At 69.7% G+C, this 13864-nt stretch carries 7 protein-coding genes; all 7 read left to right on the forward strand.

What is annotated here, in order from left to right; all coding sequences use genetic code 11:
- A complete protein-coding gene (locus ACYVF6_RS42255; RefSeq protein WP_460531307.1) occupies positions 1–1467 on the forward strand; it encodes an ABC transporter substrate-binding protein in 1467 nt (488 codons plus the stop codon).
- A complete protein-coding gene (locus tag ACYVF6_RS42260; RefSeq protein ID WP_460531310.1) occupies positions 1464–2945 on the forward strand; it encodes an ABC transporter substrate-binding protein in 1482 nt (493 codons plus the stop codon). Before ACYVF6_RS42255 ends, ACYVF6_RS42260 begins: the two co-directional genes overlap by 4 nt.
- Before the next feature lie 10 nt (positions 2946–2955).
- Positions 2956–5334, forward strand: coding sequence for a family 43 glycosylhydrolase (locus ACYVF6_RS42265; RefSeq protein ID WP_460531313.1), 2379 nt, complete (start codon positions 2956–2958; stop codon positions 5332–5334).
- A gap of 2 nt (positions 5335–5336) precedes the next feature.
- Positions 5337–6860, forward strand: a complete 1524-nt coding sequence (locus tag ACYVF6_RS42270) for an alkaline phosphatase family protein (protein ID WP_460531316.1) — start codon at positions 5337–5339, stop codon at positions 6858–6860.
- A complete protein-coding gene (locus ACYVF6_RS42275; protein WP_460531319.1) occupies positions 6857–10639 on the forward strand; it encodes a hypothetical protein in 3783 nt (1260 codons plus the stop codon). Before ACYVF6_RS42270 ends, ACYVF6_RS42275 begins: the two co-directional genes overlap by 4 nt.
- Complete coding sequence (locus ACYVF6_RS42280) at positions 10636–12222, forward strand: arylsulfatase (RefSeq protein WP_460531322.1); 1587 nt, start codon at positions 10636–10638, stop codon at positions 12220–12222. The genes ACYVF6_RS42275 and ACYVF6_RS42280 overlap by 4 nt, the downstream gene beginning before the upstream one ends.
- Before the next feature lie 70 nt (positions 12223–12292).
- The gene (locus ACYVF6_RS42285; RefSeq protein WP_460531325.1) at positions 12293–13306 is read left to right on the forward strand and encodes a LacI family DNA-binding transcriptional regulator; all 1014 of its coding nucleotides are present in this window, start codon (positions 12293–12295) and stop codon (positions 13304–13306) included.
- The last annotated feature ends 558 nt before the right edge of the window (positions 13307–13864 follow it).

The following is a 13864-nucleotide window of genomic DNA, read 5'->3' on the forward strand; positions in this document are numbered from 1 at the left end:
ATGACCTCCAAGCGGACTGATCTCACCCGTCGAGGGCTACTCAAGGGCTTCGGCGTACTCGGCGCCACCGCCGCGCTCGGCGCCTGCGGCACCGGGCCGAGAAGCTCGAACACCCGCAGCGCGAACGGCCCGTTCACGTGGTGGGACCACAACCTCAACCTGCAGGCCGCCCAGAAACGCAACTTCGGTCTCTTCGAGAAGGAGACCGGCGTCAAGGTCGAGTACACCAACTACCCGCCGCCGAAGCTCGGGCCCGCGCTGCAGCTCGCCAAGCAGAGCGACCAGCTGCCCGACGTGCACAGCCTCGCGGGCCTCAAGCTGCCACCGTCGGCGCTGATCAAGGACGGCTGGTTCCGGCCGCTCGGCCTGTCGGAGGAGGTTCTCGGCCGGCTGCCGAAGGAGACGCTCGTCGACGGCGTGCACGTCTTCGGCGGCAAGGTCTACACGGTCCCGATCTTCAGCTCGAAGCAGTACTGGGGCTGCACCTGGTTCAACCGGGACATGCTGTCCAAAGCCGGCGTGGAGCCGCCCGGCACGTACGACGAGCTCCGTGCGGCGGCCCGAAAGGTCCGCGAGTCCGAAGGCGAGGACACCTACGGCCTGATCCTCAACCTCGGCCAGACCGACCGGATGGCGGAGATCATCCACTCGCTGGTGCAGCCGGCCGGCTTCGAGGGCTTCAACGGAACGCTGTTCAGGACCGGCGAGACGATGTTCCACCACGAGGCGTACCTGACCGTCATCGAGTTCCTGCTCTCGTTGAAGCGGGACGGCCTGGTACACCCGAGCTCGCAGACGCTGATCGACAAGGACGCCCGGGTGAAGTGGGCGGCCGGTGCCGCCGGCTTCTTCCTCGACGGCCCGTGGAACCCGGGCAGCGTCAAGGTGGACGCACCGTCGTTCCTGGACAAGGTCGACGTGGCGCCGATGCTCGTGCCTGACTCGTCGACCGAACGCGTGGCGTACCGCACCGCGCAGGGCGGCGTCTTCTGGCTGTCGAAGAGCTCCGCGCACGCCGACAAGGCGCCGAAGCTGCTGCAGCACCTCACCGACGAGCAGTACTACATTGACATCGCTTCCGCGCTCGCCCAGCCGCCGCTCGACCTGTCGGTGATCGACAAGGCGGACGTCATCGAGCCGTGGGCGCGGCTGGTCAAGTGGTACGGCGAGCAGGTCTACCTCGCGCCCAGCCCGATCCAGCAGAACCCGCAGATCGACAAGGTGAACTCGGAAGCCAAGCCGGTCGAGCCCGACTTCGGGCAGATCGTGTCCGGCGCTTTCAGCGGCGACGTCACCGATGTGAAGAAGGCGCTCACCGAGCTGAGTTCCAAGAGCATGGCCGCGCGCGAGCAGTCGATCGCTGCGGCCAAGCAGAAGGGTGCCGAGGTCGACGCCGCCGACTTCGCGTTCCCGAACTGGCAACCCGGCAACGACTTCACCACAGACATGTACGGAGGTACGCGATGACTGGGCCGATGACTGGGCTGAGCCGACGGAGGTTCCTGCAGGGAACCGGCCTGCTCGCGGGCGGCTTGGCCGGCGGCCTGTCGCTGGGCGCGTGCAGCACGGGCCCAGACCCGTCGAGTGGTGGCGGGCGCGAGTCCGGCGCGCTGCAGTGGTGGGACCACTTCAACCCGCTGCAGGACCTGCACAAGGAGGTCTTCGCGAAGTTCCAGAAGGAAACCGGGATCGCCGTCGAGTACACGCCGCAACAGACCGGGAAGATGGGGCAGGCGCTGCAGCTCGCCAAGCAGAGCCACCAGCTGCCCGACGTGATGAGCAACGTCGGCCTGCAGGTGCCGATCCCCGCACTGATCAAGGACAACTGGTTCCAGCCGATCCAGCTCTCCAAGGCCGCACTGGACGCCCTGCCCGAGAACGCCCTGGTCGACGGCATTCACAAGTTCGACGGCAAGGTCTACAGCTTCCCGATCTTCAGCTTCCGGCAGTACCAGCCGGCGACCTGGTTCAACAAGGAGTACGCCGAGAAGGCCGGCCTCGACCCGGAGAGCCCACCGGAGACGTACGAGGAGTTTCGCGCCGCCGCCAAGGCGATCCAGAAGTCCGCCGGCGACAACGTCTACGGCTGGATCCTCGGTCTCGGGCAGCCGCCGCGGCTGGCCGAGCAGATCAACGGGCTGGCGCAGGGCGCCGGCTTCGAAGGCACCGACGGCCAGCTGTTCAGGACCGGCGAGTTCGCCTACCACGACGACACCTACGTCAACGCGATCGAGTTCTGGCTGTCGATGAAGAAGGACGGCCTGATGGTGCCTGGCACCGAGACGTTCGTCGACAAGGCCACCCGCGCCCGCTGGGCGGCCGGCGTCGCGGGCTACTACCTCGACGGGCCGTGGTGCCCCGGCGTCGTCGTGCAGGACCTCGCGTCGTTCACCGACAAGCTGGGGGTCGGCCCGATGCTCGTTCCGGAGAAGGGCACGCAGGTGACGGGCTACCGCGGGCCGTCCGGTGGTGCGTTCTTCTGCTCCGGAGAGTCCAAGCGGGCGAAGGACGTGAGCAAGCTGCTCAGCATGCTCACCACGCCCGACTACTACACCGGGCTGGCGGCCAACATGGACCAGCCGCCGCTGGACGCCTCGGCCGTCGACAGGGCCGACGTGCACCCGACGTACAAGAAGGTCGTCGGCTGGTTCCAGGACGCGGTGTTCCTCGCACCGGTGGCGGTCGTCAAGCAGCCGGACATCTCGAAGGTGAACGCCGAGATGAAGCCGATCGACCCCGACCTCGGCACGACTGTGCAGGGGCTGTTCTCCGGGCACCTCAAGGACGTGCGGAAGTCGCTGAAGGACCTCAGCGACCGCAGCCAGAAGGCGCGCGAGACCGCGCTCGCGGCGGCCAAGCAGAAGGGCGCCGAGGTCGAGCTCGACGACTGGGCGTTCCCGGACTGGAAGCCACGGCAGGACTACACGCTCGACATGTACAAGTAGGGGAGGGCCAGTGAGCCGCGTGCGTATCGTGCTGGCGGTCACCGTGCTCGTGCTGACGCTGCTGCCGAGCGCGGGCGTGGCCGCCGGGCAGGCCTCGGCCCCGGACCCGACCGTTGGCAACCCGGTCTACACCAATCCAGTCGCGGACGAGGCGTCGGAGAACTTCGCGGACCCGTCGATCATCCGGGGACGCGACGGGTACTGGTACGCCTATGCCACGGCCGATCCGAGGTATGCGGGCGATTCCTACCACCTGTTGAAGATCGTCCGGTCCCGGGATCTCGACACCTGGGAGTACGCCGGTGACGTCTTCACGCCGGAGACCGAGCCGCGCTACGACGGCTACGGCGATGCCGCCCGGCGGATGTACTGGGCGCCGGACATCGAGTACTTCGGCGGCCGGTACGTCCTGTACTACTCCTATGTCGTCAACGTCGGAACCGACCAGCACTGGCGTGCGATCGGGGTCGCGACCGCGCCGCAACCGGCCGGGCCGTGGACCGACTCCGGTGCGTACGTCACCGGTCCGGAGACCTGGGAACCGCGGCCTGGCGTGACGGCCTGGCGCAACGTCATCGATCCCGATATGGTCGCCACGCCTCAGGGCGAGCGCTACCTCTACTACGGCTCGGTCAACGGCGGCATCCGGGTGGTGAAGCTGTCACCCGACGGGCTGACCGCGGTCGGCGAGGCGACCCAGGTGACGCCGGAGAACCGTTACGAGGCAGCGGATCTGGTCTACCGCGACGGCTACTACTACCTGTTCGCCTCCGTCATCGGCGGCTGCTGCGCCGGCCCGGCGTCGGCCTACCCGGTCCACGTCGCCAGGTCGCGCGATCCCCGCGGACCGTTCGTGAGCCGGGACGGCGACTCCATGCTCGCGCAGGACGGCGGCGGCACGCCCGTCCAGGTTCCGAACGGGAACCGCTGGGTGAGCGTCGGACACACCTCGATCACGACCGACCTGGCCGGTCAGCAGTGGCTGGTGAGCCATGGCATCGATCGCGAGCACCCTTACCTGCAAGGCACGGCGAACGACCGGCACCTCGTGATCAGCCGGCTGGACTGGATCGACGGCTGGCCGACCGCCAACGCCGGTCGCGGTGTCCTGGACGGGCCGCTCCCGGCTCCTCGAGCCGACGGCTGGATCGCCGACGGCTTCGAGTCAGGCGATCCGGGTACAGCACCGGGCGAGCAGTGGGCCGGCGGTGACGGCTGGGAGGTCGGGACGGAACCGGCCGGCGGGTACCTGCGAAGCGCGGCCGGCGATCGGACGCTGCTCGCCGCGCGGGAGGTCGACGGTGATGTGCGGATCAACAGCGCGGTGCGGCTGAGCTCGACCGGAAGCGAAGGCGAAAGCGAAGCCGGTTCGGCGGGTTTCGTGCTCGAGCAGGACGGTTACCGCGTGCGGGCCGTCCTGGACCGGTCCACCGCTTCGCTGGTGGGTGAAGTGTGGAGTGGACGCCGGTTGCTCGACCGCCGCCGGACGGCGCTACCACCGGGATTCGCCTACGCCGACTGGCATCAGGTGGACCTCCGGCTGCGCGGCCGGCAACTCCGCGCAGAGGTCTCCGACGCCGGTCTCGGCGACTCGCTCGCGGCGGTCGGCCTGTCGCTGCCGGCGGCCGCCGAGTCCGCGCGGGTCGGCCTGGTGTCGTCCGGAGCGGGCGCGGCGTTCGACGACGTCACCGCCGCCGCCCTGTTCCGGCCGGTCACCCGCAAGCTGCCCGATCCCGGGGCCGGTGAGCCGGCGCCGGCGCTGAACGAGGAGTTCGGCACGGGAATCGGTTCGCGGTGGTCGTGGCTGCGCTCGCCGGCGGCGACCGTGGAGCAGGGCCAGTTGCGGTTCCCCGTTCAGCGCACCGACCTGGTTGACCGGCGCCCGAACCCGGACGACTCGGCGTCGCTGCTGCTGGCCGATGCACCGAGCGGCGACTGGACGCTCGAGACCAAGGTGACCGTTCCGTTCGGCGACACCGTGCCGTCCGGCTGGCCGCAGGCCGGTGTGGTGGTCTACGGCAACGACGACGAGTTCGTCGGCCTGACCTACGGGGCGCGCAACCGTACGCGGATGGTCGACTTCGGCACGGAGGTGCCGTGGCCGACCGGCGTGACGTACGGCAGCGCCCAGGTCGGCCCGACGTCGGACACGATGTGGCTGCGACTGCGGCACACCGTCGACCGGGAGTCCGGAGAACACCATTACCAGGCAGCCACGAGCCGGGACGGCCGGCGCTGGCTCTGGCACGGCGTGCGCGCGCTTCCCGCCGGCTCCGAGCCGCGGATCGGCCTCGCCGCGTACGGCATCGAGGGCAGCGAGGACATGGACACCGTGGTCGCGGCGTTCGACTATGTGCGCTTCTTCCGGCCGGGATCCGGGGGAGGGTGAGGATGGCAGCCGGCGAGGGCGCTGCCCCGACTGATGGCGGACAGCCGTACAACGTGCTGGTCGTGATGAGCGACGAGCAGCGCTGGGACTCGCTCGGCTACGCCGGCAACCCGGCGGCGCACACGCCCCATCTCGATGCGCTGGCCGAGCAGTCGACCGTCTTCGAGCGCACCTACACACCGTTCCCGCTGTGCTGCCCGTCCCGGGCGAGCCTGTGGACCGGGCGCATGCCGCGGCACCACCACGTGCTCGGCAACTGGCGCGCTGTCAACCCCGCCCTGCGCGAAGCGGGGCTGGGGCGGGCGTTCGGGCGCGCCGGCTACCACACGGTCTACTGCGGCAAGTGGCACGTTCCCGGCACGACGCCGGCACGGATGGGGTTCGACGAGCACGTCGCGATCCCCGCCGTGCTGGACGGTCGTGACCGGGGACGTTACATCGAGCCGTATCGCGCGTATGCCGAGGCGGCCGGCTACGAGCTGGTCGACGGCAACATCGAGAACCTCACGCCGGCCGACGTGCGGACCCTGCGGACCGCGCCGCATCGGGGGCCCGCGGAGATCCCGCTCGAGCACTTCCTCGAGACCTGGCAGACCGGGCAGTTCCTGCGGACGTTGGACGACGCGCCGGGCGACCGGCCGTGGTTCGCCGCGGTCTCGTACAACGCGCCGCACTTCCCGATGATCGTGCCGGAGCCGTACGACACGCTCGTCGACCGTTCCCGGGTGCGGCTGCCGGCCAGCTTCGCGACCGGCCCGGGCACACGGCCCCGCGAGGTACGGGAGTCGCACTTCGCCACCAAGTACGCCGACCTCGACGAGGCCGGCTGGGTCGACCTGATCGCGCACTACCTCGGTCTGTGCGCGCTCGTCGACGCTCAGGTGGGTGCGATCGTCGAGCACCTGCGGCGGACCGGGGGGCTGGACCGCACGATCATCGTCTACACCTCCGACCACGGTGACCTGATGGGCGCCCACCGCCTGATGGAGAAGGGGCATCTCCTGCACTACGAGGAGGCGCTGCGGATCCCGTTGCTCGTGCGGCATCCGGACGCCGGAGAGTCCGCCCGTACAAGCAATCTGGTGTCGGTCGTCGACATCGCGACGACGCTGGCCGAGCTGGCCGGCGTGCCCTGGGACGACGGAGAGGACGGAGCCGGCGACGGCATCTCGTTCGCCGGCATGCTCGGCGATTCCGTGGCGCCGCCCACCCGGGAGTACGTCACGGCGGAGACGGTGCTCTACGGCATGCGGACCGACGCCAACGGCGAGTACACCGATCCGGCGACCTGGAACGCCGACACAGACTCCATCAACCTGTCGGTACGCACCGGCTCGTTCCGGTACGTCTTCCGCTCGCGCGACATCGACGAGCTCTACGACCACACCGCCGACCCTCACGAGCAACTCAACCTCGCGGCCGATCCGGTGTATGCCAAGGAGCGTTCGCGGCTGCGCGGCCTGCTGGCCGCCGAGGTCGGCGATGTCTTCCCGCACGTCGCGACCACCCTGGAGGCTTCGCCATGACGCCGAAGACACAGCTGAAGACCCAGCAGGCTGTGGTGTTCTCCGCTCTTGCCCTGACCCTCGCGATCACGACCACCGCCTGCGCCCAGGCCCGGCAAGCCGTGCAGTCCACGCAGGCCGCGCAGGCCGCGCAGGCCGAGACCACCATCCACGTCGGGACCACGCCGATCGCGGAGCCCGTTCCCGATCAGATCGTCGGCGCCAACCACCGCTGGCCTGACGACGGCCTCGGCACCTGGGACTCCGGCAACGACCGGCCGGTCCAGCGCATCGTCGACCTCGCCCGGCAGACCAACCTGAAGCTGGTCCGCTATCCGGGAGGCACGGTCGCCAACCTGTTCCAGTGGAAGCGCGCGATCGGGCCGCAGGCCGAGCGTGGCTGCCAGGTGGGCGGCGGATTCGTCGGTTCCGCCCAGCCGTACGACAGCCGGTTCGGCCCGGACGAGCATCAGCGGCTCGTCGAGGCGATGGGCGCCGGCACGACCATCATGACCAACGCCACCACGCAGACGACCCAGGACGCCGCGGACTTCGTGGAGTACCTGAACGCCGAAGTCGGCGCGAACCCCAATGGTGGCAAGGACTGGGCCGCGGTCCGGGCCGCGAACGGACACCCCGAGCCGTACGGCATCAAGGTGTGGGAGCTCGGCAACGAGCTCTACCTCGGCAACCAGGTCTACTGGCGGAGCACGGACGCGACCGAGCGGATGCGGCAGTACGCTCTCGGCGGGCAGCAGCGCCAGGTCGACCAGCCGGTCTCCAAGGGCTGCGACCAGCGCGACAGCGCAGGAGTCAGTGACGGCGAGGCGGGGCAGCGGTTCCAGGTGCGCTACCCGCCGGTCGTCGCCGGCAGTCAGACCCTGCGCGTCGGCGGAACGCGGTGGCAGCCGGTCGCCGACCTGGCCTCCGCCGGACCGGACGCGCCGGTCTACACGTTCGACCCGAAGTCGGGAGCGGTCGTGTTCGGCGACGGCACCCATGGCCGGATCCCACCGCAGGGCACGGAGATCCGGGCCGACTACATCTCGGGTCCGCACCCTGGCTTCGTCGACTACTACGCCGCGATGAAGCAGGCCGACCCGTCGATCGACATCTGCTCGGCCTGGGAGAAGCCCGAGTTCGTGCAGCTGATGGGAAAGCAGCGGCCGTACGACTGCATCGGCCCGCACCTGTACGCCAACCCCGACGTCGGCGGTGAGCCGGACCGGATCCACGACCTGGAGATGCCGCTCGTCGACAACGTTCTCGGCGAGCTGACCAACCTTGGGGCGGCGATCGACGAGTACGGCCCGACTGAGAGGAAGCCGTACCTGGAAGTCAGTGAGTACGGCGCGATCGCCAAGGGCGGCACCGGTCCGGCGCCTGCCGGCTGGGCCGGCGGGATGTCGACGACGTTGCTCCATGCGGGTCTCGTGATCGGGATGCTCGAGCACGACGTCCCGCTCGCGGTGTCGTCGAACCTCAACGGAGCACAGCCCACGGCGGGCGAGCTGTTCGGCGGTGCGCCGGACTTCCTCGACACCGCGCGAGCCCGGATGCTGCGGATCGTAGGAGACCTGGTGGGAACGCGGCCGGTCGAGAGCTCGATCGTGGGAAACCCACGTGGAGACGGTGACTTCGACGCGCTGCGCGTGCTGAGCACCCGGGCGGACGACGGAACGATCCGGCTGCTCGTGCTGAACCGCGACCGGGACACCGGCGTCACGTCGACCGTCGCGCTGCCGTCGCAAGGTTCCGGGAACGTGACCGTCCGCACCCTGAAGGGCGACAGCCTGACGAGCTACAACAGTGCTGAGAACCCCGACGCGATCAGCGTGTCGACGACGACCGAGCCACGTACCGGAACCGGCTTCAGCCACACGTTTCCCGCCCACTCGATCACGATGGTCGAGGTGCCGGCGACCCCGACCATCGACGTCGACCCGGACGACGTGATCGGCCCGGTGTCGCGTGAGCTGACCGGTTCCAACAACGACCAGTGGTTCGGAAACGCTCATGGTCTGTGGGATCCGGAGGCGAACGCGCCCAACCCGGCGGTGGTGGACAAGGTCGTCCGCGCCGGTGTCGGCATGCTCCGGTTCCCCGGCGGAACTCCTGCCAACCTGTACGACTGGAAGCAGGCGATCGGCCCGGTCGAGGACCGCGGCTGCCAGACCGACGGGCGCGACAAGGGCGGAGCCGGATCACTCGACAGCACGTACGGGCCGGACGAGTACATGGAGGTGATCCAGGCGACCGGTGCCACAGCCGAGATCATGGTGCCGATGGCGAACGAGAGTCCGGCGGATGCGGCCGACTGGGTGGAGTACTTCAACGCGCCCGTCGGCACGAACCCTCGCGGCGGCGTCGCCTGGGCGAGCAAACGGGCGGCCAACGGCCATCCCGGGCCGTACGGCGTGAAGTACTGGGAGATCGGGAACGAGCCGGACCGCGGCGGCCAGGAGTACTGGCGGGCCGTCGGTGATCCGGAGAAGAAGCTGCGGCAGTACACCTTCGGCGGCGAGCAACAGCAGACCGGCCAGAACCTGGCGCGCGGCTGTGACCGGCGGCCGGCGGCATCGACGAGCACGGGTGAGCCGGGCCAGCGGCTCGAGGTGCTGTACCCGCCGGTCGTCAAGGGCTCCCAGACAGTGAAGGTGGGCGGCGACGAATGGCAGGCGGTCCGCGACCTGTCGGCGACCGGGCCGGACGCCAAGGCCTACACGTTCGACGCCAGGACCGGGCAGGTGCGGTTCGGTGACGGCGTGCACGGCGCGATCCCACCGCAGGAGCAGGCCGTCACGGCCGACTACGTCAGCGGACCGCATCCGGGCTTCGTCGACTTCTACCGGGAGCTCAAGAAGGCGGATCCGTCGATCGACGTGTGCTCGTCGTGGGCACCGATCCGGGAGCAGACCGGGCTGGGTACGGCGTCGTTCGCCAGGCTGATGGCGCAGCACGGACTGGCCGACGACTACGACTGCGTCGTCATGCACCCGTACACCAGCTTCGGCCAGGATTTCGGCGCCGACGACTGGGTGAGCGCACGCGACGGGCACGACGAGTACATGCTCGGCGAGGAGAAGGGGCGGCGGCTGGTCGCCGGCCTGCAGGCCGAGGTCGCGCGTTACAGCAAGGGCGACGCGTACGTCGCGGTGTCGGAGTTCGGCGCGCTGTGGTTCGGCGGGCTCGGCCAGCATCCGGCCTATCCCCATTGGGAGACGTCGATGTCGCACGTCGCCTACATGGCCTCGCAGTGGGTGAACTTCACGCAGCTCGGTCTGCCGTGGGCGGAGGGGAACACGCTGATCTCCGAAGCGCCGACAGGCTTGCGGGCGGTGCTCGGCGGCCCGACGGAGTACGTCTTCACCGCGGACGCGACGGCCCGGGAGCAGCTGAAGCCGGTGCTCGCGGCGGGCGGGACCACGGTGCGGACGAACGCGAGTGGCGATCCGCAGCTCGCGCCCGAGCAGCCGAAGCCGGGCTGGGGAACGTACGGCGCGCTGGCCTCGTCGGCGAGCGTGGGCGACGACGGTGTGCTCCGAATCGTCGTCGTCAACCGGCACCCGACAGAGGCGCTCACCGCACGTATCGCGCCGGAAGGTTTCGCACACAAGGAGAACGTCGCGCTGACAACGGTCGCCGGCTCGTCGTTCACCGACTACAACAGCAGCGAGCAGCCGGACCACATCCAGGTCGCGGACAGCACACTTACAACGGGTACAGGTGAGTTCGACTACGCCTTCCCCGCGGCGTCGGTCACCGTGCTCGAGTTGGAACCCGCAGAAGGGAAGTCATGACCGGTAAGCCGAACGTGGTCGTCATCCTCGTCGACGACATGGGATATTCCGACATCGGCTGCTACGGCGGTGAGATCCCGACACCGAACCTCGACCGGCTGGCCGCCGGTGGCGTACGGATGTCGCAGTTCTACAACACCGCGCGCTGCTCGCCGTCCCGTGCGTCGCTGCTGACCGGCCTGCACCCGCACCAGACCGGCATCGGGATCCTGACCGAGGACCAGCGTCCGTACGGCTATCCGGGAACCATCAACGACCGGTGCGCGACGATGGCCGAGGTGCTGCGGGACGGCGGCTACGCCACGTACATGAGCGGCAAGTGGCACCTGTGTGGCCTGATGGAGGAGCCGAACGACGCCTGGCCGACGCGGCGCGGGTTCGACCGGTTCTTCGGGACGATCGTCGGCGCCGGCAACTATTGGAACCCCAACACGCTGACCCGCGACGAGCGGCCGGTCACCGATGAGGAGATGGGGCCGGACTTCTTCTACACCGACGCGATCGGCGAGACGGCCGCCAGCTTCATCACCGCGCACGCCGGCGGTGGCTCGGCGGATCGGCCGTTCTTCCTCTACACCGCGTTCACCGCACCGCACTGGCCGCTGCACGCGTCGGAGGCCGGCATCGAGGCGATGCGCGGGCGCTACGCCGAAGGCTGGGACGTGCTGCGTGAGCGGCGGAACAACCGGCAGGTCGAGCTCGGCGTACTGGAGTCGGCGTGGGCGCTCTCCGATCGTGACCCGGACGTGAAGCCGTGGGACGACACACCTCACCAGGAGTGGGAGCAGCGCCGGATGGAGGTGTACGCCGCCCAGGTGCACCAGATGGACGCGGCGGTCGGGCGGGTCGTCTCCGCGCTGGAGGCCACCGGGCAGCTCGACAACACCGTGCTGATGTTCCTTTCGGACAACGGCGGCTGCGCGGAGAACCTCGGGCCGGCCTGGACCGACGAGCTGACCGACCTGCCGCTGCACCTGCCGGCCGCGACCCGCGACGGACGGAGGGTGTTTCGCGGCAACACGCCGTCGGTGCTGCCAGGGGCCGAGGACACCTACGCCAGCTACGGCACGGCCTGGGCGAACCTCTCGAACACGCCGTTTCGCGAGTACAAGCACTGGGTGCACGAAGGCGGGATCGCGACGCCACTGATCGCGCACTGGCCGGGCGGCGGGCTCGAGCCGGGTGCTATCCGGCACGACCCGTTCCAGCTGCCCGACATCATGGCGACCGTGCTGGAGCTGACCGGCGTCGAGCATCCGTCCGGCACCGGAGCCGGCGTGCTGCCGCCGGAGGGCGCGAGCATGCTGTCGACCTGGCGCGGCGAGCCTGTCGGCGCGGAGGTGGCGGCGCGCTTCCTGTACTGGGAGCACGAGGGCAACGCGGCGGTCCGGCAGGGGAGTTGGAAGCTGGTCCGTAAGTATCCGCAGGACTGGGAGCTCTACGACCTGTCGGCCGACCGGACCGAGCTGCACGACGTGTCGGCCGGGCATCCGGAGCTCGTCGCCAGGCTCGCTGCGGCGTACCAGGCCTGGGCGGACCGCTGCGGTGTCGTGCCCAGAGAGCGGATCCTGAACGCTGGATGACTGTGCATGTTTCGGGCCCGGACCGTACCCGGATAACGTTGCCTGACGGATCGGTGGATTGGAGGTGGGAATGCGCGCAACCCTGAGAGACGTCGCGAAGCTCGCCGGCGTCTCTGTCAAGACGGTCTCGAACGTGCTGAACGGATACCCGTATCTCACGGACACGACCAAGGCCAAAGTGGAGCAGGCGATCGCCGAGCTCGACTACCGGCCGAACATCGCGGCGCGCAACCTCCGGACCGGGCGTACCGGCGTGATCGCGCTGGCGCTGCCGAACCTCAGCAGCCCCTACTTCGCCGAGATCGCCAACCTCGTGGTGAAGGAGGCGGCGGCCCGGGAGCTCACGGTCCTGATCGACGCCACGCACGGAGACCCGGACCGCGAGAAGCTGGTCGCCGAAGGCTTCCGCAGCCAGCTGCTCGACGGGATCATCCTGCAGCCGTGGTCGATTCCGGTGCCGTACCTTCGCGAGCGCGTCGACAAGACGCCGCTCGTCCTGCTGGGCGAGCGGCGGGTGCGTACCGCCGACAGCGTGGCGATCGACAGCCGGGCGGTCGCGTACGCCGCGGTCGACCACCTCGCCAAGCTCGGCCGCCGCCGGATCGCGGCGATCGGTGCGCCGGGCCGGCGGGGCCGGGGACCGATCGAGCCGACCAGGCGGCACGAGGGGTACGAGCGCGCGCTCAGCGACAACGGCCTGCCGTTCGACCCCGCCCTCCTCGTCCATCCGGCCGGCGACCACACACCGGAGGCCGTGGCGGTCGCGCTCGACGAGCTGCTCGAGCGGGCGCCGGACCTGGACGCGATCTTCGCGTTCAACGACAGGGTCGCGCTCGGGGTCATTCGCTCGCTGATGCTGAAGGGCTACCGCGTCCCGGACGACATCGCGGTGATCGGCATCGACGACATCGAAGGCGCGCGGCTGTGCACACCGTCACTGTCGACGATCGCACCGGACAAGGTGGGCATCGCCCGTACCGCACTCCAGATGCTGACCGACCGGATCACGGGGACGGAGCGGCCGGCCCAACAGGTCGTCGCCGACTTCACCCTGATCGAACGGGAAAGCACCATCGGCACCTAGCGCTGCAGCCTCCGCCCGGCCCGCGAATGACCACGTTAACCACGCAATTAGCGGGTTAACTACGCGCCGGGGCGTGGCGAGGCACCTGCTGGCGTGGCGAAGCCGCCGACCGCGTGGCGAGGCTGTTGCCCGGGTGGCGAGGCCGCTGACCGGGTGGCGTGCTGCCGATCTCGTGGCCGGGCGCCCGCGTCGCCGGCCGGGCTGCGAATGACCACGTTAACCACGCAATTAGCGGGTTAACCACGCGCCGGGGCGTGGCGAGGCACCTGCTGGCGTGGCGTAGCTGCCGCCCGGGTGGCGAGGCTGTTGCCCGGGTGGCGACGCCGCCGATCTCGCGGCCGGGCGCCCGCGTCGCCGGCCGGGCTGCGAATGACCACGTTAACCACGGCTTTAGCGGGTTAACCACGCGCCGGGACGTGGCCAGGCACCTACTGGCGTGGCGAGGCTGCTGCCCCGGGTGGCGACGGCGCCGATCTCGCGGCCGGGCGCCCGCGTCGCCGGCCGGGCTGCCAATGACCACGTTAACCAGCCAAAGCCGTGGTTAACGTGGTCATTAGC

The organism is Flindersiella endophytica, assembly GCF_054779015.1.